The 20,862-nt window shown below is 37.6% G+C and carries 33 protein-coding genes; all 33 read right to left on the bottom strand.

Translation table 11 applies throughout. From position 1 onward, the window contains the following. Positions 1 to 20: 20 nt before the first annotated feature. The 33 genes from ACKTS5_RS16025 to fusA all read right to left on the bottom strand — a co-directional run bounded on the left by ACKTS5_RS16025 (position 21) and on the right by fusA (position 20,861). Positions 21 to 1,307 (bottom strand): citrate synthase, encoded by a 1,287-nt coding sequence (locus tag ACKTS5_RS16025; RefSeq protein ID WP_408044904.1) that lies wholly within the window; start codon positions 1,305 to 1,307, stop codon positions 21 to 23. A 250-nt stretch (positions 1,308 to 1,557) separates the two neighbouring features. Further along, the gene (gene eno, locus ACKTS5_RS16030) at positions 1,558 to 2,850 is read right to left on the bottom strand and encodes a phosphopyruvate hydratase (RefSeq protein ID WP_408044905.1); all 1,293 of its coding nucleotides are present in this window, start codon (positions 2,848 to 2,850) and stop codon (positions 1,558 to 1,560) included. 120 nt (positions 2,851 to 2,970) lie between these two features. Then, positions 2,971 to 4,080: a glutamine-hydrolyzing carbamoyl-phosphate synthase small subunit gene (carA, locus tag ACKTS5_RS16035; RefSeq protein WP_408044906.1), complete on the bottom strand. Its 1,110-nt coding sequence runs from the start codon at positions 4,078 to 4,080 to the stop codon at positions 2,971 to 2,973. 97 nt (positions 4,081 to 4,177) lie between these two features. Further along, on the bottom strand, positions 4,178 to 4,657 hold the full coding sequence (rplQ, locus tag ACKTS5_RS16040; protein ID WP_408044907.1) for a 50S ribosomal protein L17: 480 nt from the start codon (positions 4,655 to 4,657) through the stop codon (positions 4,178 to 4,180). 59 nt (positions 4,658 to 4,716) lie between these two features. Next, on the bottom strand, positions 4,717 to 5,709 hold the full coding sequence (locus ACKTS5_RS16045) for a DNA-directed RNA polymerase subunit alpha (RefSeq protein ID WP_408044908.1): 993 nt from the start codon (positions 5,707 to 5,709) through the stop codon (positions 4,717 to 4,719). Positions 5,710 to 5,807: 98 nt separating this feature from the next. Continuing rightward, positions 5,808 to 6,413 (bottom strand): 30S ribosomal protein S4, encoded by a 606-nt coding sequence (gene rpsD, locus ACKTS5_RS16050; RefSeq protein ID WP_408044909.1) that lies wholly within the window; start codon positions 6,411 to 6,413, stop codon positions 5,808 to 5,810. Positions 6,414 to 6,536: 123 nt separating this feature from the next. Beyond that, positions 6,537 to 6,923: a 30S ribosomal protein S11 gene (rpsK, locus tag ACKTS5_RS16055; protein WP_068703467.1), complete on the bottom strand. Its 387-nt coding sequence runs from the start codon at positions 6,921 to 6,923 to the stop codon at positions 6,537 to 6,539. A 33-nt stretch (positions 6,924 to 6,956) separates the two neighbouring features. Continuing rightward, the gene (gene rpsM / locus ACKTS5_RS16060; RefSeq protein WP_408044910.1) at positions 6,957 to 7,322 is read right to left on the bottom strand and encodes a 30S ribosomal protein S13; all 366 of its coding nucleotides are present in this window, start codon (positions 7,320 to 7,322) and stop codon (positions 6,957 to 6,959) included. 2 nt (positions 7,323 to 7,324) lie between these two features. Beyond that, positions 7,325 to 7,441, bottom strand: a complete 117-nt coding sequence (gene ykgO / locus ACKTS5_RS16065) for a type B 50S ribosomal protein L36 (RefSeq protein ID WP_010181906.1) — start codon at positions 7,439 to 7,441, stop codon at positions 7,325 to 7,327. 12 nt (positions 7,442 to 7,453) lie between these two features. After that, complete coding sequence (gene infA / locus ACKTS5_RS16070) at positions 7,454 to 7,669, bottom strand: translation initiation factor IF-1 (protein WP_068206835.1); 216 nt, start codon at positions 7,667 to 7,669, stop codon at positions 7,454 to 7,456. 1 nt (position 7,670) lies between these two features. Then, a complete protein-coding gene (secY, locus tag ACKTS5_RS16075; RefSeq protein ID WP_408045232.1) occupies positions 7,671 to 8,993 on the bottom strand; it encodes a preprotein translocase subunit SecY in 1,323 nt (440 codons plus the stop codon). A gap of 14 nt (positions 8,994 to 9,007) precedes the next feature. Further along, the gene (gene rplO, locus ACKTS5_RS16080) at positions 9,008 to 9,457 is read right to left on the bottom strand and encodes a 50S ribosomal protein L15 (RefSeq protein WP_408044911.1); all 450 of its coding nucleotides are present in this window, start codon (positions 9,455 to 9,457) and stop codon (positions 9,008 to 9,010) included. 11 nt (positions 9,458 to 9,468) lie between these two features. Beyond that, positions 9,469 to 9,651: a 50S ribosomal protein L30 gene (gene rpmD / locus ACKTS5_RS16085; protein ID WP_408044912.1), complete on the bottom strand. Its 183-nt coding sequence runs from the start codon at positions 9,649 to 9,651 to the stop codon at positions 9,469 to 9,471. Positions 9,652 to 9,662: 11 nt separating this feature from the next. Continuing rightward, the gene (gene rpsE, locus ACKTS5_RS16090; protein ID WP_408045233.1) at positions 9,663 to 10,187 is read right to left on the bottom strand and encodes a 30S ribosomal protein S5; all 525 of its coding nucleotides are present in this window, start codon (positions 10,185 to 10,187) and stop codon (positions 9,663 to 9,665) included. Positions 10,188 to 10,195: 8 nt separating this feature from the next. Further along, positions 10,196 to 10,546 (bottom strand): 50S ribosomal protein L18, encoded by a 351-nt coding sequence (gene rplR, locus ACKTS5_RS16095; RefSeq protein WP_408044913.1) that lies wholly within the window; start codon positions 10,544 to 10,546, stop codon positions 10,196 to 10,198. Between the two features lie 19 nt (positions 10,547 to 10,565). Beyond that, a complete protein-coding gene (gene rplF / locus ACKTS5_RS16100) occupies positions 10,566 to 11,111 on the bottom strand; it encodes a 50S ribosomal protein L6 (RefSeq protein WP_408044914.1) in 546 nt (181 codons plus the stop codon). A gap of 15 nt (positions 11,112 to 11,126) precedes the next feature. Continuing rightward, positions 11,127 to 11,525 (bottom strand): 30S ribosomal protein S8, encoded by a 399-nt coding sequence (gene rpsH / locus ACKTS5_RS16105; RefSeq protein ID WP_408044915.1) that lies wholly within the window; start codon positions 11,523 to 11,525, stop codon positions 11,127 to 11,129. Positions 11,526 to 11,869: 344 nt separating this feature from the next. Continuing rightward, positions 11,870 to 12,139 (bottom strand): 30S ribosomal protein S14, encoded by a 270-nt coding sequence (rpsN, locus tag ACKTS5_RS16110; RefSeq protein ID WP_093868905.1) that lies wholly within the window; start codon positions 12,137 to 12,139, stop codon positions 11,870 to 11,872. A gap of 1 nt (position 12,140) precedes the next feature. After that, positions 12,141 to 12,695, bottom strand: coding sequence for a 50S ribosomal protein L5 (gene rplE / locus ACKTS5_RS16115; RefSeq protein WP_408044916.1), 555 nt, complete (start codon positions 12,693 to 12,695; stop codon positions 12,141 to 12,143). A 2-nt stretch (positions 12,696 to 12,697) separates the two neighbouring features. Further along, positions 12,698 to 13,006, bottom strand: coding sequence for a 50S ribosomal protein L24 (gene rplX / locus ACKTS5_RS16120; protein ID WP_408044917.1), 309 nt, complete (start codon positions 13,004 to 13,006; stop codon positions 12,698 to 12,700). Between the two features lie 13 nt (positions 13,007 to 13,019). Then, the gene (rplN, locus tag ACKTS5_RS16125) at positions 13,020 to 13,388 is read right to left on the bottom strand and encodes a 50S ribosomal protein L14 (protein ID WP_086030197.1); all 369 of its coding nucleotides are present in this window, start codon (positions 13,386 to 13,388) and stop codon (positions 13,020 to 13,022) included. Position 13,389: 1 nt separating this feature from the next. Further along, complete coding sequence (gene rpsQ / locus ACKTS5_RS16130) at positions 13,390 to 13,647, bottom strand: 30S ribosomal protein S17 (RefSeq protein WP_408044918.1); 258 nt, start codon at positions 13,645 to 13,647, stop codon at positions 13,390 to 13,392. Positions 13,648 to 13,665: 18 nt separating this feature from the next. Continuing rightward, the gene (rpmC, locus tag ACKTS5_RS16135; RefSeq protein WP_320417884.1) at positions 13,666 to 13,857 is read right to left on the bottom strand and encodes a 50S ribosomal protein L29; all 192 of its coding nucleotides are present in this window, start codon (positions 13,855 to 13,857) and stop codon (positions 13,666 to 13,668) included. 11 nt (positions 13,858 to 13,868) lie between these two features. Then, a complete protein-coding gene (rplP, locus tag ACKTS5_RS16140; protein ID WP_408044919.1) occupies positions 13,869 to 14,300 on the bottom strand; it encodes a 50S ribosomal protein L16 in 432 nt (143 codons plus the stop codon). Positions 14,301 to 14,321: 21 nt separating this feature from the next. After that, positions 14,322 to 15,038 carry a 30S ribosomal protein S3 gene (gene rpsC, locus ACKTS5_RS16145; RefSeq protein WP_408044920.1) on the bottom strand — a complete coding sequence of 239 codons (717 nt, stop codon included), beginning with the start codon at positions 15,036 to 15,038 and terminating at the stop codon, positions 14,322 to 14,324. Between the two features lie 11 nt (positions 15,039 to 15,049). Continuing rightward, positions 15,050 to 15,454, bottom strand: a complete 405-nt coding sequence (rplV, locus tag ACKTS5_RS16150; protein ID WP_408044921.1) for a 50S ribosomal protein L22 — start codon at positions 15,452 to 15,454, stop codon at positions 15,050 to 15,052. 9 nt (positions 15,455 to 15,463) lie between these two features. Beyond that, positions 15,464 to 15,742 carry a 30S ribosomal protein S19 gene (gene rpsS, locus ACKTS5_RS16155; RefSeq protein WP_408044922.1) on the bottom strand — a complete coding sequence of 93 codons (279 nt, stop codon included), beginning with the start codon at positions 15,740 to 15,742 and terminating at the stop codon, positions 15,464 to 15,466. A 6-nt stretch (positions 15,743 to 15,748) separates the two neighbouring features. Continuing rightward, complete coding sequence (gene rplB, locus ACKTS5_RS16160; protein WP_408044923.1) at positions 15,749 to 16,573, bottom strand: 50S ribosomal protein L2; 825 nt, start codon at positions 16,571 to 16,573, stop codon at positions 15,749 to 15,751. Positions 16,574 to 16,584: 11 nt separating this feature from the next. Further along, positions 16,585 to 16,875, bottom strand: a complete 291-nt coding sequence (gene rplW, locus ACKTS5_RS16165; protein ID WP_408044924.1) for a 50S ribosomal protein L23 — start codon at positions 16,873 to 16,875, stop codon at positions 16,585 to 16,587. A gap of 8 nt (positions 16,876 to 16,883) precedes the next feature. Then, entirely contained in the window at positions 16,884 to 17,513 is a 630-nt protein-coding gene (gene rplD, locus ACKTS5_RS16170) for a 50S ribosomal protein L4 (RefSeq protein WP_408044925.1), read from the bottom strand. Continuing rightward, positions 17,513 to 18,130, bottom strand: a complete 618-nt coding sequence (gene rplC, locus ACKTS5_RS16175; protein WP_408044926.1) for a 50S ribosomal protein L3 — start codon at positions 18,128 to 18,130, stop codon at positions 17,513 to 17,515. Before rplC ends, rplD begins: the two co-directional genes overlap by 1 nt. 302 nt (positions 18,131 to 18,432) lie before the next feature. Then, complete coding sequence (rpsJ, locus tag ACKTS5_RS16180; protein ID WP_075342599.1) at positions 18,433 to 18,738, bottom strand: 30S ribosomal protein S10; 306 nt, start codon at positions 18,736 to 18,738, stop codon at positions 18,433 to 18,435. A 5-nt stretch (positions 18,739 to 18,743) separates the two neighbouring features. Then, entirely contained in the window at positions 18,744 to 20,861 is a 2,118-nt protein-coding gene (fusA, locus tag ACKTS5_RS16185; protein ID WP_408044927.1) for an elongation factor G, read from the bottom strand. Between the last annotated feature and the right edge of the window lies 1 nt (position 20,862).

Genomic DNA, 20,862 nt, shown 5'->3' on the forward strand with positions numbered 1-20,862 from the left:
TGACATTTTTGATATGCTTATTATCTCTTGTTAATCTTTACAAAAGGACGGTAGTTTTCACCAGTATATACCTGACGTGGTCTACCAATAGGCTCTTTGCGTAAACGCATCTCTCTCCACTGAGAAATCCAACCTGGTAAGCGTCCTAATGCGAACATTACCGTGAACATCTCAACAGGGATTCCTAAAGCTCTGTAAATAATTCCAGAGTAGAAATCTACGTTTGGATACAACTTACGCTTAACGAAGTACTCGTCATTTAATGCTTCTTGCTCTAAACCTTTAGCGATATCCAAGATTGGATCTTGAATTCCTAAATCGTCTAATACTTCGTCTGCTGCAACCTTGATGATTTTAGCACGTGGGTCAAAGTTTTTGTACACGCGGTGTCCGAATCCCATTAAGCGGAAAGGATCTTCTTTATCTTTCGCTTTCCCCATGTACTTTTTCGTATCTCCTCCATCTTCTTTAATCGCTTCTAACATTTCTAGAACGGCTTGATTAGCTCCACCGTGTAACGGTCCCCACAAAGCTGAAATTCCAGCTGATAAAGAAGCGAATAATCCTGCGTGAGACGACCCTACTACACGCACTGTAGACGTAGAACAGTTTTGTTCGTGATCTGCGTGTAAGATTAATAATTTATCAATAGCGTCCTTGATAATAGGATTGATTTCATACTCTTCGTTTGGCTTTTCAAACATCATTTTCATAATGTTTTCAACATAGCCTAACTTACGAGATCCGTAGTGTAGTGGTAATCCCTTTTGCTTGCGCATAGTCCATGCAACCAACACAGGGAATTTACCCATGATTTTTACAATAGCATTGTACATATCCTCTTCTGAATCAACGTTCACAGAACTAGGGTTGAATGCAGTTAATGCAGATGTCAATGATGATAACACTCCCATCGGATGCGCATTCTTTGGGAAGGCATCGATGATTTTCTTGATATCGTCATCTACAATAGCATTGTCTAAAATGTCATTGTAAAATTTATCCAATTGTTCTTTGGTAGGTAACTCTCCAAAAATTAATAAATACGCTACTTCTAAGAAGTCTGCTTTTTCAGCCAATTCTTCGATTGAGTATCCTCTATAGCGTAAAATTCCCTTCTCTCCATCTAAAAATGTAATAGCACTTTGGCACGAACCTGTATTTTTGAAACCTGGGTCGATGGTTACAACTCCCCCTGTCGCTCCTCTTAAAGAAGCTATGTCTATTGCTGTTTCTTTCTCAGTACCCTGAATTAATGGAAATTCATAGGTGTTCTCGCCAATTTGTAATTTTGCTATATCTGACATTTTATATCTTAAATTTATAATTTGAAGTGAGTTGCGAAGATACCATTTTTTATAAAATTTAAAAAGTCCGAACTGATAGAATTTTAATATGAAAAAATAAGTTAATTTTATTTTACAATTTGGTAATACCACAACGTAATTTGCCCGCTAAATGTCCAAATGTTGTCTTTTTAATTCATCCCTATTGCTAGGATTAGCTCATAAAAAAACCCCGCAGTCAAACTGCGGGGTTTTCAGCGTAGAGCACGCTTTATTTTTTAATCTTAAAGGCTTTTTCCTTTGGATAAAAAGCCACATCTCCTAAGGCTTCTTCGATGCGTAACAACTGATTGTATTTCGCCATTCTATCCGAACGAGATGCCGAACCGGTTTTAATTTGTCCGGTATTCAAGGCCACCGCTAAATCGGCAATGGTATTGTCTTCAGTTTCTCCCGAACGGTGACTCATCACAGAAGTATATCCTGCGTTATGTGCCATGTTTACAGCGGCAATAGTCTCTGTCAAGGTACCGATTTGGTTTACTTTAATAAGAATTGAATTCGCAATTCCGTTGTCAATTCCTCTCGACAAACGTTCAACATTGGTTACAAATAAATCGTCACCTACTAACTGAACCTTATCTCCAATTTTCTCCGTTAGGTACTTCCATCCTTCCCAATCGTTTTCATCCATTCCATCTTCGATAGAAATAATTGGGTATTTTTCAGCTAATTCAGCCAAGTAATCCGCTTGTTCTTTACTGCTTCGTACTTGTCCTTTTGCTCCTTCAAATTTCGTATAGTCGTAGTTTCCATCTACAAAGAATTCTGCAGCTGCACAGTCAAGGGCAATCATCACTTCGTCACCAAAAGCATACCCTGCGTTTTTAGTTGCTAAAGCAATTGTTTCAATGGCGTCTTCCGTCCCTTCTAAAGTCGGTGCAAAACCACCTTCGTCACCTACTGCAGTTGACAAATTTCGATCGTGTAACACTTTTTTAAGGTGGTGAAAAATTTCAGAACCTACTTGCATGGCTTCAGTAAAATTCGCCGCTTTTACCGGCATTACCATAAACTCTTGAAACGCGATTGGTGCATCAGAATGCGACCCACCATTGATGATGTTCATCATCGGTACTGGTAAGGTGTTTGCTGATACTCCACCAACGTATCTGTACAACGGTAGGCCCAATTCATTTGCTGCTGCTTTTGCTGCTGCAAGTGACACTCCTAATATAGCATTGGCTCCTAAGTTCGCCTTGTTTGCAGTTCCGTCTAAATCGATCATAATCTTATCGATCATGTTTTGTTCGAATACAGAAACTCCTAATAATTCTTGAGCGATTACTGTATTTACATTCTCTACAGCCTTTAACACTCCTTTACCCATATAGCTTTTCTCTCCATCACGTAATTCAACTGCCTCGTGCTCTCCTGTTGAAGCTCCTGAAGGAACAGCTGCTCTACCTACTATACCATTTTCAGTAGTCACGTCTACTTCGATAGTAGGATTACCTCTTGAATCAAAAATTTGACGTGCGTGTATGTTGATAATAATACTCATAGTTATTTTGTTTGTTAGAAATTATTTCGGTAGCCAAGTTACAAAATACTACCCTCTTATTTTTTTTTAATTGCGAAAACGTTTTAAAAGCCAAATTCCCGCATAAACGCGGGAATTTCTTTAGGCTTTTACCTTTTTTATTAAGTCGATAAAATCGTCGAATAAATACTCAGCATCGTGTGGTCCAGGGCTCGCCTCTGGATGGTACTGTACTGAAAATACATTCTTGTTTACCATACGAATCCCTGCTACCGTATTGTCATTGAGGTGCACGTGAGTGATTTCCACATCTGGGTGTGCCTCTGTCTCTTCTCTATTGATGGCAAATCCGTGGTTTTGTGACGTAATTTCACCTTTTCCTGTCAATAAATTCTTTACAGGGTGGTTAATTCCACGGTGCCCGTTGTGCATTTTATAGGTTGAAATACCATTGGCCAAAGCGATTACTTGATGTCCTAAACAAATTCCAAAAAGCGGTAAGTTGTTTTCGATAATTTCCTTGGCTGTTTCCTGTGCTGCTGTCAGCGGCTCTGGATCTCCAGGACCGTTAGAGATAAAGTAACCATCAGGATTAAAACTCTTGAGATCTTCAAAGCTCGCATCGTACGGGAATACTTTTACATAAGCTCCGCGTTTAGCGAGGTTTCTCAAGATGTTTTTCTTGATTCCGATGTCCAATGCTGAAATCTTGATAGGCGCAGTTTCTTCTCCGAAGAAATAAGGCTCTTTGGTTGACACTTTAGACGCCAACTCAAGTCCTTCCATATTCGGTACCTCTGCTAATTTCGCTTTCAAAGCATCGATATTATCTACCTCCGTAGAAATAATTGCGTTCATCGCACCGTTGTCACGGATATACGAAACTAACGCACGCGTATCGACATCTGAGATTGCTACGAGATTGTGTTTAACAAACCAATCTTTTAAATTACTCTCTGAATCTGGGCGTGAATGAGTAAAACTAAAATTTCTACAAATTAACCCGGAAATTTTAATTCCATCTGATTCTACCTCTTCGTTATTCACACCGTAATTTCCGATGTGCGCGTTGGTAGTCACCATTAATTGTCCAAAATAAGAAGGATCTGTAAAAACTTCTTGATATCCTGTCATACCGGTGTTAAAGCAAATTTCACCAGTAGCAGTTCCTTCAATTCCTATAGATTTCCCATAAAAAATAGTTCCGTCTGCTAACAAAACTAAGGCCTTTTTTCTCGACTGATATTTCATTTAGTGTGTTGTGATATTTGTTTGCAAAAATATTTAAAAAAAAGGGATAAACACTAAGTGTTCATCCCTTTTAATATGATTGATAGAATAACGCATTCTATTCTTCTTCTTGAGTTGCTTGAGTTTCAACAGCTGCAGGAGCGTCGGCTTTCTTACCACCTCCACGACGGCTACGACGTGTAGATTTTTTAGCCTTGTTTCCTTTAGGGTTGTACAATTCGTTGTAATCAACTAATTCAACCATTGCCATAGGAGCGTTATCTCCTTGACGGTTTCCTAACTTGATGATACGAACGTAACCACCTGGTCTGTCTGCTACCTTTACAGAAATCTCTTTGAATAATTCAGTAACTGCGTACTTGTTTCTCAAGTAGCTAAATACTACACGACGGTTGTGAGTTGTATCGTCTTTTGATTTAGTAATCAAAGGCTCTACGAACTTACGCAACGCTTTAGCTTTCGCTTCTGTAGTATTGATACGCTTGTGCTCGATTAACGAACAAGCCATGTTTGCTAACATAGACTTTCTATGCGCAGTTTTTCTTCCTAAATGGTTAAATTTCTTTCCGTGTCTCATGACATTTGGTTTTGGCTTTCATCTTGCTCAACTCTCTTTGAGGAGCAAATTATGAAAGATTAATCTCTATCTAATTTGTATTTGCTTAAATCCATTCCGAAATTTAAACCTTTGTTATGCACTAACTCTTCTAATTCAGTTAATGACTTCTTACCAAAGTTTCTGAACTTCATTAAGTCACTCTTATTAAACGATACTAAGTCTCCTAAAGTATCTACTTCTGCCGCTTTTAAACAGTTTAAAGCACGCACAGATAAATCCATATCTACCAATTTGGTCTTTAACAACTGACGCATGTGTAATGACTCTTCGTCATAAGTTTCCGTCTGTGCAATTTCATCTGCCTCTAAAGTGATACGCTCATCAGAGAATAACATAAAGTGGTGGATTAAAATTTTAGCAGCTTCAGTCAACGCGTCTTTTGGATTAATAGACCCATCCGTATCGATATCGAAAACTAACTTTTCGTAATCAGTTTTTTGCTCTACACGGAAGTTTTCTACTGCGTATTTTACATTCTTTATCGGAGTGTAAATAGAGTCAGTAAAGATGGTACCTAATGGCGCTCCAGCTCTCTTGTTTTCCTCTGCAGGAACAAATCCTCTTCCTTTTTCTATGGTAATCTCAGCGTTTAAGTTTACTGATTTGTCCATATTACAAAGTACTAAGTCTGGGTTCAATACTTGGAAACCAGAGATAAACTTTTGTAAATCACCTGCTGTTAATTGCTCTTGACCAGAAATCGCGATAGAAACAGTTTCTCTGTCCGATTCTTCGATTTGCTTTTTAAAGCGCACTTGCTTTAAGTTCAAGATAATTTCAGTCACATCCTCAACAACTCCTTCGATAGTTGAAAACTCGTGATCTACACCATCCACGCGTAATGATGTAATTGCAAACCCTTCTAAAGAAGATAACAATACTCTTCTCAAAGCATTACCTACTGTTAAACCAAATCCTGGTTCTAAAGGTCTGAACTCAAATCTACCTGAAAAATCGGTAGATTCAACCATAATTACTTTGTCTGGTTTTTGAAAATTTAAAATCGCCATATGTTTTTCTTCGTTTTGATTGTTATTTGGTTGCGCGGTTTAAAAGATTGAAGAAGTTCTGACAAACCCTTTGGCCAAATACCAATATGATTAATTTATTACTTAGAGTATAATTCTACGATTAATTGCTCTTTGATATTCTCAGGAATTTGTAATCTTTCTGGAGCTTTTACGAAAGTACCAGACTTTTGCTCAGCATTCCAAGTTAACCACTCGTATACACTGCTGTTAGAAGCTAATGCATTTTCGATAGCGTCTAAAGATTTAGACTTCTCTCTTACTGCAACAACGTCTCCAGCTTTTAATCTATAAGAAGGAATGTTTACGATGTTACCGTTTACAGTAATGTGACGGTGAGAAACTAACTGACGAGCAGCTCTACGAGAAGTAGCAATACCTAAACGGTATACTACGTTATCTAAACGAGACTCACATAATTGTAACAATACCTCACCAGTAATTCCTTTAGAAGCTGATGCTTTTTTGAATAAGTTAGAGAACTGACGCTCTAAGATACCGTAAGTATACTTAGCTTTTTGCTTTTCCATTAACTGGATAGCGTATTCAGATTTCTTTCCTCTTCTCTTACCAACTCCGTGTTGTCCTGGAGGGTAATTTCTTTTTTCGAAGTTCTTATCGTCTCCGAAGATTGCTTCACCAAACTTACGAGCAATCTTAGTTTTTGGTCCTGTATATCTTGCCATTTCTATTAAATTTAGTAGGGATTATGAATTAAGGCGTACTCCTTCGATAATCTAGATCCTACTGAGTTAAAAATTTTTACTTTAAAAAACAAAGTAAAAGTATAAACTGAACGGATGTTCAGCTTATACTCTTCTTCTTTTAGGTGGACGACATCCGTTGTGAGGAATTGGAGTAACGTCAATGATTTCAGTTACCTCGATTCCAGCATTGTGGATAGATCTGATTGCAGATTCTCTACCGTTACCTGGTCCTTTAACATATACTTTAACTTTGCGTAATCCAGCTTCTTTAGCCACATTAGCACAATCTTCAGCTGCTAATTGCGCAGCGTAAGGAGTGTTCTTCTTAGAACCTCTAAAGCCCATTTTCCCGGCAGATGACCAAGAGATAACGTCTCCTTTTTTGTTCGTTAAAGATATGATGATATTGTTGAATGATGCAGTAACGTGTGCTTCACCTACTGATTCAATTACAACTTTACGTTTCTTTGTTACTTTAGACTTTGCCATAATTCTTTACGATTAGTAAAAATAATCTAGCGATTATTTTTTCTTGTTAGCTACAGTTTTTCTCTTACCTTTTCTCGTACGAGAGTTATTCTTAGTTCTCTGACCTCTTAAAGGTAACCCAAGTCTGTGACGAATACCTCTTTGACATCCGATGTCCATTAAACGTTTGATGTTTAACTGAACTTCCGAACGCAATTCACCTTCGATAGTGTAAGTTCCAACTTGCTCACGAATTGCTGCAATTTGATCATCAGTCCAATCTTGAACTTTGATACTTTCATCGATGTTTGCAGTCGCTAACACTTCTTTAGCTCTGCTTCTTCCTATACCAAAGATGTAAGTTAAAGCGATTACGCCTCTTTTATTCTTTGGAATGTCAATACCTGCGATTCTTGCCATAACTACCCTTGTCTTTGTTTAAATCTAGGATTCTTCTTATTTATTACATATAATCTGCCTTTTCTGCGAACGATTTTGCAGTCGGCACTTCTTTTCTTTAATGATGCTCTTACTTTCATCAGTGTTGTTTTTTAATATCTGTAAGTAATTCTAGCCTTCGTTAAATCATACGGGCTCATTTCTAACTTTACCTTATCTCCAGGTAAAAGTTTAATATAATGCATACGCATCTTTCCTGAAATATGAGCCGTTACAATATGCCCATTTTCTAATTCTACACGGAACATAGCATTGGACAATGCTTCCGTTATCGTTCCATCTTGTTGAATTGCTGGTTGTTTAGCCATATTATTTCAATGATTTTCTGTTACTATTACCAGTTTTCATTAAACCGTCATAACGACTGTTTAATAAGTACGAGTTAATTTGCTGAATCGTATCAATAGCTACCCCTACCATAATGATTAATGAGGTTCCTCCGAAGAACATCGCCCAGTTTTGAGTTACTCCAAACTTTACGATAATCGCAGGTAAGATTGACAATGCTGCTAAGAACAACGATCCTGGGAAAGTAATTCTCGACAATACAGCATCTAAGTAATTTGCAGTTTCTTCACCTGGCTTATATCCAGGAACAAAACCATTACTTCTCTTTAAATCCTCAGCCATCTTGTTTGTAGGAATAGTAATTGCCGTGTAAAAGTAACTGAAGACAATAATTAAGATAGCAAATATAACGTTATACCATAACCCGAAATTATCAGCTAAGCTCTTCATCTCTGGATATTTTTGCCCAAGTGCTACCGGTATAAACATGATAGCCTGTGCGAAGATGATAGGCATTACCCCAGCAGCATTCAACTTTAAAGGAATGTACTGACGCGCTCCATCAACGTCTTTAATATCCGTTACTGCCGTACGACGAGCGTACTGTACAGCAACCTTACGAACAGCTGTTACTAATAATACAGTTAACAAAATTACCACAAACCACGCGATTAACTCGATTAAGATCATCATGATTCCACCACCACCAGCATTATCCGTTTTAGAGATAACCTCTTGGATAAATGCTACTGGGAAGTTCGCGATAATACCAACAGTAATTAATAATGAGATTCCATTACCAACTCCTTTGTCAGTGATACGCTCTCCTAACCACATGGCAAAAATTGTTCCTGCAGTTAATAAAATCATTGACGACACCCAGAATACTGGTCCTTGTACTAAGAAAGCAGCCTCGGTTAAACCGAATTGAGTTTTGATCGCCGTGATATACGTAGGTCCTTGAACCATGGTAATTAAGATCGTTAACCAACGAGTTATTTGAGTAATCTTTTTTCTACCACTCTCTCCATCTTTTTGTAATTTCTGTAAATACGGTACCGCGATACCCATTAACTGAACTACAATCGATGCAGAAATGTAAGGCATAATCCCAAGTGCCATTACTGACGCGCGAGCAAATGCCCCTCCTGTAAATGCGTTTAATAAACCTAAAAGACCATCTCCAGCTTGGTCTTTTAATGCTGTTAGCTGTGTAGGGTCTATTCCAGGTAATGGAACAGCTGCCATAAAGCGGTAAACAGCAATTAAACCTATCGTTAAAAGAATCTTAGATTTTAATTCTTCTATCTTGAAAATATCTCTTAAAGTATTTATAAAATTCATCATTTACAGTTTTCTTATAAGGTAACCGCCTCTCCACCGGCAGCCTCGATAGCCGCTTTTGCAGTAGCAGTAAATTTGTGTACAGTAATATTTAATTTAGCTTTCAACTCACCACGACCTAAGATTTTCACTAAGTCATTCTTACGAGCTAAACGGTTCTCAACTAATACGTCTAAAGTAACTGTATCAGTGATTTTACCGCTATCCACTAAACCTTGTAATTTATCTAAATTTACACCAACATATTCCTTGCGATTGATGTTTGTAAAACCAAATTTAGGCACACGTCTTTGAAGTGGCATTTGCCCTCCTTCAAATCCAATCTTTCTAGAATATCCTGAACGAGATTTAGCTCCTTTGTGACCTCTTGTCGAAGTTCCTCCGTGACCAGAACCTTCACCACGAGCGATACGCTTACCGCTTTTAGTTGATCCAGCTGCTGGTTTTAAGTTATGTAAACTCATCTTATAATATCTTATTTAATTTCTTCTACAGAAACTAAGTGTTGAACTTTTTTTACCATTCCTAAAACTGTAGGTGTAGCGTTGTGCTCTACAGTTTGATTCATCTTACGTAATCCTAAGGCCTCTAACGTCAATTTTTGATTTTTAAGGCGACCTATTTGGCTTTTTACTTGTGTAACTCTAATCTTACTCATCCTCTTAAAAATTAACCGTTAAATACTTTATCTAAAGAGATACCTCTTTGCTTAGCGATGGTCTCAGCACTACGTAATTGTAATAAAGCGTCAAAAGTAGCTTTTACTACGTTGTGAGGGTTAGAAGAACCTTGAGACTTCGATAATACGTCTTTAATTCCTACTGATTCTAATACAGAACGTACAGCACCCCCTGCAATAACTCCGGTACCGTGTGAAGCTGGCTTGATAAATACTTTAGCTCCACCGAATTTACCTTTTTGCTCGTGAGGTAAAGTTCCATCTAAGATAGGAATGCGAACTAAGTTTTTCTTTGCATCTTCTACTGCTTTAGCAATTGCAGAAGAAACGTCTTTAGATTTCCCTAATCCGTGTCCTACAACTCCGTTACCATCTCCTACAACAACAATTGCAGAAAAACCAAAAGCTCTACCACCCTTAGTTACTTTAGTAACACGTTGAACTCCTACTAATTTATCTACAAGCTCTAATCCGCTTGGTTTTACTCTTTCTACGTTTTTATATCCTAACATAATATAATTTCTTAAAATTTTAAACCAGCTTCTCTTGCAGCGTCTGCTAATACTTTAACTCTCCCGTGGTATAAATACCCGTTACGATCAAAAGCAACAGTAGTGATGCCAGCTTTTGAAGCTTTTTCAGCGATAGTTTTCCCTACAGCTGTAGCAGCTTCTGCTTTAGAACCAGATGCAATCTCCTTGTCTCTTGATGAAGCAGATGCTAAAGTAACACCAGCAACATCGTCTATAATTTGAGCATAGATCTCTTTGTTACTTCTAAAAACCGATAATCTTGGCTTTGCAGCAGTACCAGAAATAATTTTTCTAATTCTATACTTAATGCGTTGTCTTCTTTCAAGCTTTGATAATGCCATAATAATATTTTCTTAGTTATTATGCAGATTTACCTGCTTTTCTTCTTAATACTTCTCCTACAAACTTAATTCCTTTTCCTTTGTAAGGCTCTGGCTTACGGAAAGAACGGATTTTTGCTGCTACCTGACCAACTAATTGCTTGTCGTGTGAAGTCAACTTAACGATAGGGTTCTTACCTTTTTCAGATACAGTCTCTATCTTAACTTCAGGAGCTAATTCTAATACGATGTTATGAGAAAAACCTAAAGCTAAATCTAATTTTTGACCTTGGTTAGAAGCTCTATAACCTACACCAACTAATTCTAGTTCTTTGGTAAAACCTTTAGTAACTCCTTCAATCATGTTGTTGATTAAAGCACGGTACAACCCGTGAGCGGCTCTTTGATCTTTACCGTCTGATGGTCTCTCTACAGTGATGATACCATCTTCAATTTTTACAGTAATTCCAGCAGTCAACTCTTGAGATAACTCTCCTAACTTCCCTTTTACTGTAACCACGTTTCCGTCTACTTTTACTTCAACACCTTGTGGCAATGCGATTGGATTTTTTCCTATTCTACTCATCTTACAACTGTGATTTTAGTAAACGTAACATAAAACCTCTCCACCTACATTTTCTTGACGAGCTTTCTTGTTTGTCATTACACCTTTCGATGTAGACACGATAGCAATCCCCAATCCGTTAAGTACTCTTGGCATTTCTTTCGAACCAACGTACTTACGTAAACCTGGTGTTGATACTCTTTGAATTTTTCTAATAACCGACTCTTTAGTCGCTCTGTCGTACTTTAAAGCTATCTTGATGGTACCTTGAACAGTCTCATCATTAAATTGATAACTTAAAATGTACCCTTGATCGAATAAAATTTTGGTCATCTCCTTCTTCAATTTTGAAGCAGGAACTTCAACCACTCTGTGTCCTGCACCAATTGCATTTCTCACACGAGTTAGAAAATCCGCGATAGGATCTGTGTACATAATTAATTAATTTGCGGTTTTGGTTTTTAGCAGTTTCTATAGTTCCTACGAAAAATCGTAACTACTAAACCTGAAACCAGTTAATACTTATTTTTGTCAACGTTTTCGACAAGGCGTAATTTACCCTACGAAAAACAGTTTGCAAATATACACAAAGTTTTCGGATTTCAAACCATTTTGTCAATTATCGTTTTGACTCTTAATTTATTGGCTCACGATCACAGCTTGTACAACCGAAATCCACATCGATTTGAAACCCTTTAAACGAGGTGTAGTTCAAAAAAAATAGGTGCACAACTTGCGTTGTACACCTATTTAAAGCTTTTTAGCATAAGGAAAACTTTCTACCAGCTTGCCTTTTTAACTCCTGGGATTAACCCTTGGTTAGCCATTTCACGGAAAGTAACACGTGAAATACCGAACTGACGCATATACCCTTTAGGACGCCCCGTTAATTTACAACGGTTGTGCTTTCTAATTGGAGATGCATTCTTTGGTAATTTCTGTAACGCTTCGTAATCTCCAGCTTCTTTTAAAGCCTTTCTTTTCTCAGCGTACTTCTCTACCATCTTAGCTCTTTTACGCTCACGCGCTTTCATTGATTCTTTAGCCATCTTATTGATTCTTTTTAAATGGTAAACCTAATTCTCCTAATAATGATTTCGCTTCTTTATCAGTAGTAGCAGATGTTACAAAAGTAATATCCATACCGCTAATTTTCTTCACTTGATCAATATTAATCTCTGGGTAGATGATTTGTTCAGTAATTCCTAAGTTGTAATTACCTCTACCATCAAAACCATTTGCCTTGATTCCGTCGAAATCTCTTACACGTGGCAATGAAGCAGTTACTAATCTATCTAAAAATTCGTACATGATATCTCCACGTAACGTAACTTTTGCCCCGATTGGCATCCCTTTACGTAATTTGAAGTTTGCAACGTCTTTTTTCGAAATAGTTGGTACTGCTTTTTGACCTGTAATCGTAGTTAACTCGTCAATGGCATATTCAATTAATTTCTTATCAGCAATTGCAGCACCTACACCTTTCGATACAACGATCTTTTGTAATTTAGGTACTTGCATTACATTCTTATAACCGAATTCCTCAGTAAGAGCACTAATTACTCGGCTCTTGTACTCTTCTTTTAATCTTGGTACGTAACTCATGGTTATATAGCTTTATCTGATTTTTTTGAAAATCTCACTTTCTTATCACCTTCCATTTTGTAACCAACGCGAACTGCTTCACCGTTTTCCACTAAAGCTACGTTAGAAATATGTAAAGGTGCTTCCTTTTTTACGATACCTCCTTGTGGGTTAGTAGCGCTAGGTTTCGTGTGCTTAGACACCATGTTTACCCCTTCTACTACTACTCTATCCACATCTTTAAGGATACGTAAAACTTTTCCTTCAGATCCTTTGTGATCACCTGCTATAACTTTAACAGTATCACCTGATTTGATTTTGAACTTCTTCATCTTACACTCGATTTTAAAGCACTTCAGGTGCTAATGATACGATCTTCATAAATTGCTTATCACGTAATTCACGAGCCACAGGACCGAATACACGTGTACCTCTCATCTCTTCAGAAGGATTTAATAATACACAAGCATTGTCATCAAATCTGATATATGAACCGTCTTTACGTCTAACTTCCTTCTTAGTACGAACAACAACTGCACGAGAAACTTGACCTTTCTTTACAGTTCCGTTTGGAGTTGCAGACTTTACCGTAACAACGATCTTATCTCCAACGCTAGCGTAACGCTTTTTTGTTCCTCCTAAAACTCTAATCACTAAAACCTCTTTAGCTCCAGTGTTGTCTGCTACTTTTAATCTTGATTCTGTTTGTAACATATTATTTAGCTCTTTCTAGGATTTCTACTAATCTCCAACGCTTAGATTTACTTAATGGACGAGTTTCCATTATTTTAACAGTATCTCCAATGTTGCAATCGTTATTCTCGTCATGTGCAACGTACTTCTTCGTTTTCAAAACGAACTTTCCGTACATAGGGTGCTTTACTCTTTTTACCTCGTTAACAACAATAGACTTCTCCATTTTGTTACTTGATACAACACCTATTCTTTCTTTTCTAAGATTTCTTTTTTCCATCTTTAAAACTGACTAGAATTATTGTAATTCTCTTTTTGTTAACTCTGTAGCAATTCTTGCTACAGTTTTTCTTAAGCTGCGTAACTCTAATGGGTTCTCCAAAGGAGTTATGGCGTGTGCCATCTTAAGATCAGTATAATTTTTCTTCAACGCTCCTAGCTTGTCTTGTAAGTCAGCTGTTGATAATTCTTTAATTTCTGATTGTTTCATTGTCTATAGAATTAAGCGTTATAATCGTAATCTCTTGCAATCACAAACTTCGTTTTCACTGGAAGTTTCTGTGCAGCTAAACGTAAAGCTTCTTTTGCGATTTCCATTGGTACACCACCAACTTCAAACAAAATTCTACCTGGTTTTACTACTGCAACAAAATGATCAGGTGCACCTTTACCTTTACCCATACGTACCTCTAATGGTTTCTTAGTAATTGGCTTGTCTGGGAAAATTTTAATCCAAAGTTGCCCCTCTCTTTTCATATAACGAGTTGCCGCGATACGAGCCGCCTCAATTTGGCGTGAAGTAAGTAAGTTCTGGTCTAATGATTTGATACCAAACGTTCCGTTAGAAAGTTGCGTACCTCTACCAGAGTTACCACTCATATTACCCTTGCCTTTCTGAACTCTACGGAATTTTACTCTTTTTGGCTGTAACATGTTTAATTTCTTTTAAAAAAATTATTTTCTTCTGCGAGGTTGACGCTTTCCTCCACCTTTTGAATTACCTCCTTTTTGCTTAGATAATCCAACTAATGGTGATAACTCACGCTTTCCATAAACCTCACCTTTCATTATCCATACTTTCACACCAATTCTTCCGTATGTAGTATGTGATTCAACAAGTGCATAATCGATATCTGCTCTGAACGTAGATAGAGGAATTCTACCTTCTTTATAGTGCTCAGAACGCGCCATCTCAGCTCCGTTTAAACGACCTGATAATTGTACCTTGATACCTTCAGCGTTCATACGCATAGCAGCAGCGATTGCCATCTTAGTAGCTCTCTTGTATGAAATTCTGTTTTCGATCTGACGTGCAATACTAGCAGCTACTAATTTAGCGTCTAATTCTGGACGTTTGATTTCGAAAATATTGATTTGAATTTCCTTACCAGTAATCTTCTTGAGCTCCTCTTTCAACCTGTCTACCTCTTGACCTCCTTTACCAATGATGATACCTGGACGTGCTGTAGTGATAGTAACGGTTACAAGTTTTAAAGTACGCTCAATAATTACACGAGAAACACTTGCTTTAGATAAACGAGCATTGATATACTTTCTTATCTTATTGTCTTCAGCAATCTTATCTCCGTAGTCATTTCCACCGTACCAGTTAGATTCCCATCCTCTGATAATTCCTAAACGATTTCCTATTGGATTTGTTTTTTGTCCCATTTCTACTTTGATTAATTACTGTTATTTTTAGTTCCTAACTCTAAAGTTACGTGATTAGAACGTTTTCTAATTCTGTGTGCACGTCCTTGTGGAGCTGGTCTTAATCTCTTTAACATTCCTGCGCTATCAACACAAATCGACTTTACAAATAATCCAGCGTCTTCGATGCTAGCGTCTTCGTTCTTCGCTTGCCAGTTAGCAATAGCAGATAATAATAACTTTTCTAAGTTACGAGATGCTTCTTTAGGGCTAAACTTTAAGATCTGTAAAGCTTTTTCAACTTCAACACCTCTTACTAAATCAGCAACTAAACGCATCTTTCTTGGTGATGTAGGACAGTTAGTAAGCTTAGCAAACGCTTTTTGTTTGCGCTCTTCTTTAAGCTTCCTCGCCATTTCTTTTTTACGAATTCCCATAATTTCCTACTATTTTTTTCCTTTATTTTTTGCACCAGCGTGCCCTCTAAACGAACGTGTTGGTGAAAATTCTCCTAATTTATGACCTACCATGTTCTCAGTAACGTATACTGGTACAAACTGACGTCCGTTGTGCACAGCGATTGTTTGTCCAACGAAATCAGGAGTAATCATACTTGCTCTAGACCAAGTTTTGATCACTGACTTACTTTCAGTTTCAACGTTAGCTAAGACTTTTTTCTCTAATTTATAGTGAACGTACGGTCCTTTTTTTAATGATCTTGCCATGACTTATTATTTCTTTCTACGTTCGATAATATACTTGTTACTAGCTTTAGTTTTCGATCTAGTCTTAAATCCTTTCGCTGGGATTCCGTTTCTAGATCTAGGGTGTCCTCCTGAAGAACGTCCTTCACCACCACCCATTGGGTGATCAACTGGGTTCATTCTTACAGCATTCGTTCTTGGTCTTCTACCTAACCATCTGCTTCTACCAGCTTTACCTGATACTAACAATTGGTGGTCAGAGTTAGACACAACCCCGATCGTTGCTTTACAAGTTAACAAGATTAATCTCGTTTCACCAGAAGGTAACTTTACAGTAGCATACTTACCATCTCTTGCCATTAACTGTGCAAAAGATCCAGCTGAACGAGCCATAACAGCACCTTGACCTGGGCGTAATTCGATACATGAAATTGTAGTTCCTAATGGAATATCACTTAAGAACATTGCATTTCCAACATCTGGAGTTGCTTCTGATCCTGAAACGATTTTTTGACCTACTTTTAATCCGTTTTGTGCAATTACATAACGCTTTTCTCCATCAGCATAAACTACTAATGCGATAAACGCTGTACGGTTTGGATCGTACTCAATAGTTTTTACTGTTGCTGGGATACCGTCTTTCGCTCTTTTAAAGTCGATGATACGGTATTTTTGTTTGTGACCTCCCCCGATGTTACGAGTAGTCATTCTTCCCTGATTGTTTCGACCTCCAGATCGTTTTTTCGGAGCTAATAATGATTTCTCCGGCTTATCAGTAGTAATGGTGTCGAACCCATTTACAACTCTAAAACGCTGACCTGGTGTTATTGGTTTTAATTTTCTAACTGACATTCTGTCTTTTCTTAAAGATTGTTATAAAAATCAATAGTTTCACCTTCTGCTAACTGAACTACAGCTTTCTTGTACCCACTAGTTAATCCAGAAACTAAACCTTTCTTAGTGTATTTAGTCTTTCTTTCTGCTGGATGGTTCATTGTACGTACAGACTTTACTGCTACACCATAAGTAGCTTCAACAGCTCCTTTGATTTCAACTTTGTTAGCCTTCTTATTTACAACAAATGTAAAACGGTTGAATACTTCGCTTTCATTTGTAGCTTTTTCCGTAATAATAGGTTTAATTAAAATACTCATTTCGTTCCCTATTTACTTAAATTAGATTCAATTCCTTCTAATGTGCTCTCAGCAATAACAACTTTGTTTGCGTTTAATACGCTGTAAGTATTTACTCCTGTAGCCTTAACCACTTTAGATTTCTCTAAGTTACGAGATGATAAGTACACATTTTGACTCTCTTCTCCAACTACGAATAAAGATTTTTTAGTATCTAATTCTAAAGCTTTTAATACCTTAACGAATTCTTTAGTTTTTGGAGCCTCGAAGTTGAAGTCTTCAATTACTACTAAATTGTTATCTTTTGCTTGAATACTTAAAGCTGATTTACGAGCTAAACGCTTTAAGTTCTTGTTTAATTTGAAAGAATAGTTTCTTGGTCTTGGACCGAAGATACGTCCACCACCTCTAAAAACTGGAGATTTGATACTACCCGCACGAGCTGTACCTGTACCTTTTTGTTTTTTAATCTTTCTGGTAGATCCAGTGATCTCACCACGCTCTTTAGCTTTGTGAGTTCCTTGTCTCTGATTCGCCAAATACTGCTTAACATCTAAATAGATTGCGTGGTCGTTTGGCTCAATACCGAATACTTCGCTAGAAAGTTCAACTTTTCTACCAGTATCTTTTCCTGTGATATCTAATACTGCTACTTTCATTATTTCTCGATAGTTACATAAGAGTTCTTGTGTCCTGGAATCGCACCTTTCACAACGATAAGGTTCTTTTCAGGAACTACTTTTAATACTCTTAAATTTTGAACTTTAACTTTGTCTCCTCCCATTCTTCCTGCCATGCGCATTCCTTTGAATACTCTTGCAGGATATGAAGCTGCACCAATTGAACCAGGCGCTCTTAAACGGTTATGTTGACCGTGAGTAGCTTGTCCTACTCCGGCAAAACCATGACGTTTAACAACCCCTTGAAATCCTTTACCTTTAGAAATTCCTGAAACATCAACGAATTCTCCTTCAGCAAAGAAATCAACTGTAATTGAGTCACCTAAATTGTACTCACCTTCGAATCCTTGGAATTCAACAACCTTTCTTTTAGCAGTAGTACCTGCTTTTTTGAAGTGACCATCTAAAGCTTTGTTAGAGCTTTTGGCTTTTTTGTCATCGAAACCAAGTTGTAAAGCGTTGTAGCCATCAACCTCTTCGGTTCTGACTTGGGTAACTACGCAAGGACCTGCTTCGATTACTGTACAAGGAATATTCTTCCCGTTTTCGTCGAATAAGCTGGTCATTCCTACTTTTCTTCCTATTAACCCAGACATATTTGTAAGTTTTCAGACGATTAGATACTATTTTTTTCTATCCAGCGCGTCTATTAATAAATGATTTGTTTGAAACAAAAGTTTCGGGTGACATACCGAGTTAGATTTAAACTAAAAAAAGAGCGTAAAACACCTTTTTAGCTCTTCTAGTGTTTTACCGTTTTTCCTTCGCGAAACCCTCCGGACATGTCTACTGAATTCAAATTCAGTGTATAAAATAAGCACACAGAATCGTAATTCGGTGTGCAAAAATATAAAAAACTTTCGGTTTAACAAAATTAAACCGAAAGTTATTCAATTACTTAGACTTTGATCTCAACTTCAACTCCACTTGGTAACTCGAGTTTCATTAAAGCATCAATAGTTTTCGAAGAAGAACTATAGATATCTAACAAACGCTTGTAAGCAGATAATTGAAATTGCTCTCTTGACTTTTTGTTTACGTGTGGTGAACGTAAAACAGTGAAAATCTTTTTATGAGTTGGTAACGGAATTGGTCCATTAACTACCGCTCCAGTACTCTTTACAGTCTTTACGATCTTCTCAGCTGACTTGTCAACTAAGTTATAGTCGTAAGATTTTAATTTAATTCTAATTTTTTGACTCATCTTAATTAACCTTTAGCATTAGCGATTACTTCCTCTGCAATATTTTGAGGGGTCTCAGCATAGTGAGAGAACTCCATAGTAGACGTTGCTCTACCAGAAGATAACGTACGTAACGAAGTTACATATCCGAACATCTCTGATAATGGAACGATAGCCTTTACAACCTTCGAACCGTTACGGTCACTCATGTCGTTTACTTGTCCACGTCTTCTGTTTAAGTCTCCTACGATGTCTCCCATGTTTTCTTCAGGAGTTAACACCTCTAACTTCATCATTGGCTCCATGATTACAGCACGTGCAGCTTTAGCTGCAGCCTTATAACCTAATTTAGCCGCTAATTCGAACGATAATTGATCCGAATCTACAGGGTGGAAAGATCCATCCTTTAAAGTAATCTTCATCGAATCCATTTCGTATCCAGCTAAAGGACCATTCTTCATTGCTTCCTTGAATCCTTTTTCTACTGAAGGAACGAATTCTTTTGGTACGTTTCCACCTTTAATGATAGATTCGAATACCAATCCTTGAGTTCCTTCTTCTGCTGGCTCCATAGTAAATACAATATCCGCAAACTTTCCACGTCCACCAGATTGCTTTTTGTAAACCTCTCTGTGTTCAGCAGTAGCTGTTAATGCTTCTTTGTACTCTACTTGTGGTTGTCCTTGACTTACCTCAACCTTAAACTCACGCTTTAAACGGTCAACGATAATATCTAAGTGCAACTCTCCCATTCCAGAGATAACTGTTTGCCCTGAAGCTTCGTCAGTTTTCACTGTAAATGTTGGATCTTCCTCAGCTAATTTAGCTAAAGCAATTCCTAATTTATCTACATCAGCTTTTGTTTTTGGCTCTACAGCGATACCGATTACAGGATCTGGGAAGTCCATTGATTCTAAAACGATAGGCGCTTTTTCATCAGATAAAGTATCTCCAGTTTTAATATCCTTAAATCCTACAGCAGCTCCAATATCTCCAGCTTCAATAAAATCTAATGCATTTTGTTTGTTCGAGTGCATTTGGTAGATACGTGAGATACGCTCTTTTTTACCAGAACGGTTGTTTAACACGTACGAACCTGCATCTAAACGTCCTGAATAGGCACGGAAGAATGCTAAACGTCCTACGAAAGGATCCGTAGCAATCTTAAATGCTAATGCAGCAAATGGCTCTTTTACATCTGGCTTACGAGAAATAGACTCGTCAGTGTTAGGATCTGTTCCTACGATCGCTTCCTTATCTACTGGTGAAGGTAAATAACGACAAACAGCGTCTAATAAAAACTGAACTCCTTTGTTTTTAAATGCAGAACCACAAACCATAGGAATGATAGACATGTCCATTACGGCAGCGCGTAAGGCAGCGTGGATTTCATCTTCAGTGATAGAATCCTCATCCTCCATGAATTTCTCTAACAAGTTTTCGTCATAAGCAGCAACCTCTTCAATAAGCTTACCACGTAACTCTCTTGCTTCTTCTTTTAAATCTTCTGGAATGTCGATTACGTCAAAAGTAGACCCTTGAGTCTCATCATGCCATACGATAGCACGGTTCTTTACTAAATCAACGATTCCTTTAAAATCAGCCTCATCACCGATATTTAATACGATAGGCACCGCGTTAGATCCTAACATATCTTTAACCTGCTGACATACTGCTAAGAAGTTAGACCCTTGACGGTCCATCTTGTTTACAAATCCCATACGTGGAACTTTGTAGTTATCAGCAAGTCTCCAGTTAGTTTCAGACTGTGGCTCTACCCCATCAACTGCAGAGAATAAGAACACTAATCCGTCTAACACACGTAATGAACGGTTTACCTCTACTGTAAAGTCAACGTGACCTGGAGTATCAATAATATTGAAGTGATATCCTTTAGCGTCAGCTGTTGGCTTTCCGTTTTCAGTTGGGAAGTTCCACGTACAAGTTGTCGCAGCAGAAGTAATGGTAATACCTCTTTCTTGCTCCTGCTCCATCCAGTCCATAGTAGCAGCACCATCGTGCACTTCTCCAATTTTATGAGACACTCCTGTATAATAAAGGATACGCTCAGTTGTAGTTGTTTTACCGGCATCAATGTGCGCAGCAATACCAATGTTTCTTGTGTATTTTAAATCTCTACCCATG

It is taken from the genome of Tenacibaculum litopenaei (assembly GCF_964514025.1).
Taxonomy (GTDB): domain Bacteria; phylum Bacteroidota; class Bacteroidia; order Flavobacteriales; family Flavobacteriaceae; genus Polaribacter; species Polaribacter litopenaei.

Excerpts from the sequence above, each read along its gene's own strand:
- ACKTS5_RS16025 (WP_408044904.1), bottom strand. The coding sequence starts at position 1,307 with ATGTCAGATATAGCAAAATTACAAATTGGCGAGAACACCTATGAATTT.
- eno (WP_408044905.1), bottom strand. The coding sequence starts at position 2,850 with ATGAGTATTATTATCAACATACACGCACGTCAAATTTTTGATTCAAGA.
- carA (WP_408044906.1), bottom strand. The coding sequence starts at position 4,080 with ATGAAATATCAGTCGAGAAAAAAGGCCTTAGTTTTGTTAGCAGACGGA.
- rplQ (WP_408044907.1), bottom strand. The coding sequence starts at position 4,657 with ATGAGACACGGAAAGAAATTTAACCATTTAGGAAGAAAAACTGCGCAT.
- ACKTS5_RS16045 (WP_408044908.1), bottom strand. The coding sequence starts at position 5,709 with ATGGCGATTTTAAATTTTCAAAAACCAGACAAAGTAATTATGGTTGAA.
- rpsD (WP_408044909.1), bottom strand. The coding sequence starts at position 6,413 with ATGGCAAGATATACAGGACCAAAAACTAAGATTGCTCGTAAGTTTGGT.
- rpsK (WP_068703467.1), bottom strand. The coding sequence starts at position 6,923 with ATGGCAAAGTCTAAAGTAACAAAGAAACGTAAAGTTGTAATTGAATCA.
- rpsM (WP_408044910.1), bottom strand. The coding sequence starts at position 7,322 with ATGGCAAGAATCGCAGGTATTGACATTCCAAAGAATAAAAGAGGCGTA.
- ykgO (WP_010181906.1), bottom strand. The coding sequence starts at position 7,441 with ATGAAAGTAAGAGCATCATTAAAGAAAAGAAGTGCCGACTGCAAAATC.
- infA (WP_068206835.1), bottom strand. The coding sequence starts at position 7,669 with ATGGCTAAACAACCAGCAATTCAACAAGATGGAACGATAACGGAAGCA.
- secY (WP_408045232.1), bottom strand. The coding sequence starts at position 8,993 with ATGAATTTTATAAATACTTTAAGAGATATTTTCAAGATAGAAGAATTA.
- rplO (WP_408044911.1), bottom strand. The coding sequence starts at position 9,457 with ATGAGTTTACATAACTTAAAACCAGCAGCTGGATCAACTAAAAGCGGT.
- rpmD (WP_408044912.1), bottom strand. The coding sequence starts at position 9,651 with ATGAGTAAGATTAGAGTTACACAAGTAAAAAGCCAAATAGGTCGCCTT.
- rplR (WP_408044913.1), bottom strand. The coding sequence starts at position 10,546 with ATGGCATTATCAAAGCTTGAAAGAAGACAACGCATTAAGTATAGAATT.
- rplF (WP_408044914.1), bottom strand. The coding sequence starts at position 11,111 with ATGAGTAGAATAGGAAAAAATCCAATCGCATTGCCACAAGGTGTTGAA.
- rpsH (WP_408044915.1), bottom strand. The coding sequence starts at position 11,525 with ATGTACACAGATCCTATCGCGGATTTTCTAACTCGTGTGAGAAATGCA.
- rpsN (WP_093868905.1), bottom strand. The coding sequence starts at position 12,139 with ATGGCTAAAGAATCAATGAAAGCGCGTGAGCGTAAAAGAGCTAAGATG.
- rplE (WP_408044916.1), bottom strand. The coding sequence starts at position 12,695 with ATGAGTTACGTACCAAGATTAAAAGAAGAGTACAAGAGCCGAGTAATT.
- rplX (WP_408044917.1), bottom strand. The coding sequence starts at position 13,006 with ATGAAGAAGTTCAAAATCAAATCAGGTGATACTGTTAAAGTTATAGCA.
- rplN (WP_086030197.1), bottom strand. The coding sequence starts at position 13,388 with ATGTTACAAACAGAATCAAGATTAAAAGTAGCAGACAACACTGGAGCT.
- rpsQ (WP_408044918.1), bottom strand. The coding sequence starts at position 13,647 with ATGGAAAAAAGAAATCTTAGAAAAGAAAGAATAGGTGTTGTATCAAGT.
- rpmC (WP_320417884.1), bottom strand. The coding sequence starts at position 13,857 with ATGAAACAATCAGAAATTAAAGAATTATCAACAGCTGACTTACAAGAC.
- rplP (WP_408044919.1), bottom strand. The coding sequence starts at position 14,300 with ATGTTACAGCCAAAAAGAGTAAAATTCCGTAGAGTTCAGAAAGGCAAG.
- rpsC (WP_408044920.1), bottom strand. The coding sequence starts at position 15,038 with ATGGGACAAAAAACAAATCCAATAGGAAATCGTTTAGGAATTATCAGA.
- rplV (WP_408044921.1), bottom strand. The coding sequence starts at position 15,454 with ATGGGAATTCGTAAAAAAGAAATGGCGAGGAAGCTTAAAGAAGAGCGC.
- rpsS (WP_408044922.1), bottom strand. The coding sequence starts at position 15,742 with ATGGCAAGATCATTAAAAAAAGGACCGTACGTTCACTATAAATTAGAG.
- rplB (WP_408044923.1), bottom strand. The coding sequence starts at position 16,573 with ATGTCAGTTAGAAAATTAAAACCAATAACACCAGGTCAGCGTTTTAGA.
- rplW (WP_408044924.1), bottom strand. The coding sequence starts at position 16,875 with ATGAGTATTTTAATTAAACCTATTATTACGGAAAAAGCTACAAATGAA.
- rplD (WP_408044925.1), bottom strand. The coding sequence starts at position 17,513 with ATGAAAGTAGCAGTATTAGATATCACAGGAAAAGATACTGGTAGAAAA.
- rplC (WP_408044926.1), bottom strand. The coding sequence starts at position 18,130 with ATGTCTGGGTTAATAGGAAGAAAAGTAGGAATGACCAGCTTATTCGAC.
- rpsJ (WP_075342599.1), bottom strand. The coding sequence starts at position 18,738 with ATGAGTCAAAAAATTAGAATTAAATTAAAATCTTACGACTATAACTTA.
- fusA (WP_408044927.1), bottom strand. The coding sequence starts at position 20,861 with ATGGGTAGAGATTTAAAATACACAAGAAACATTGGTATTGCTGCGCAC.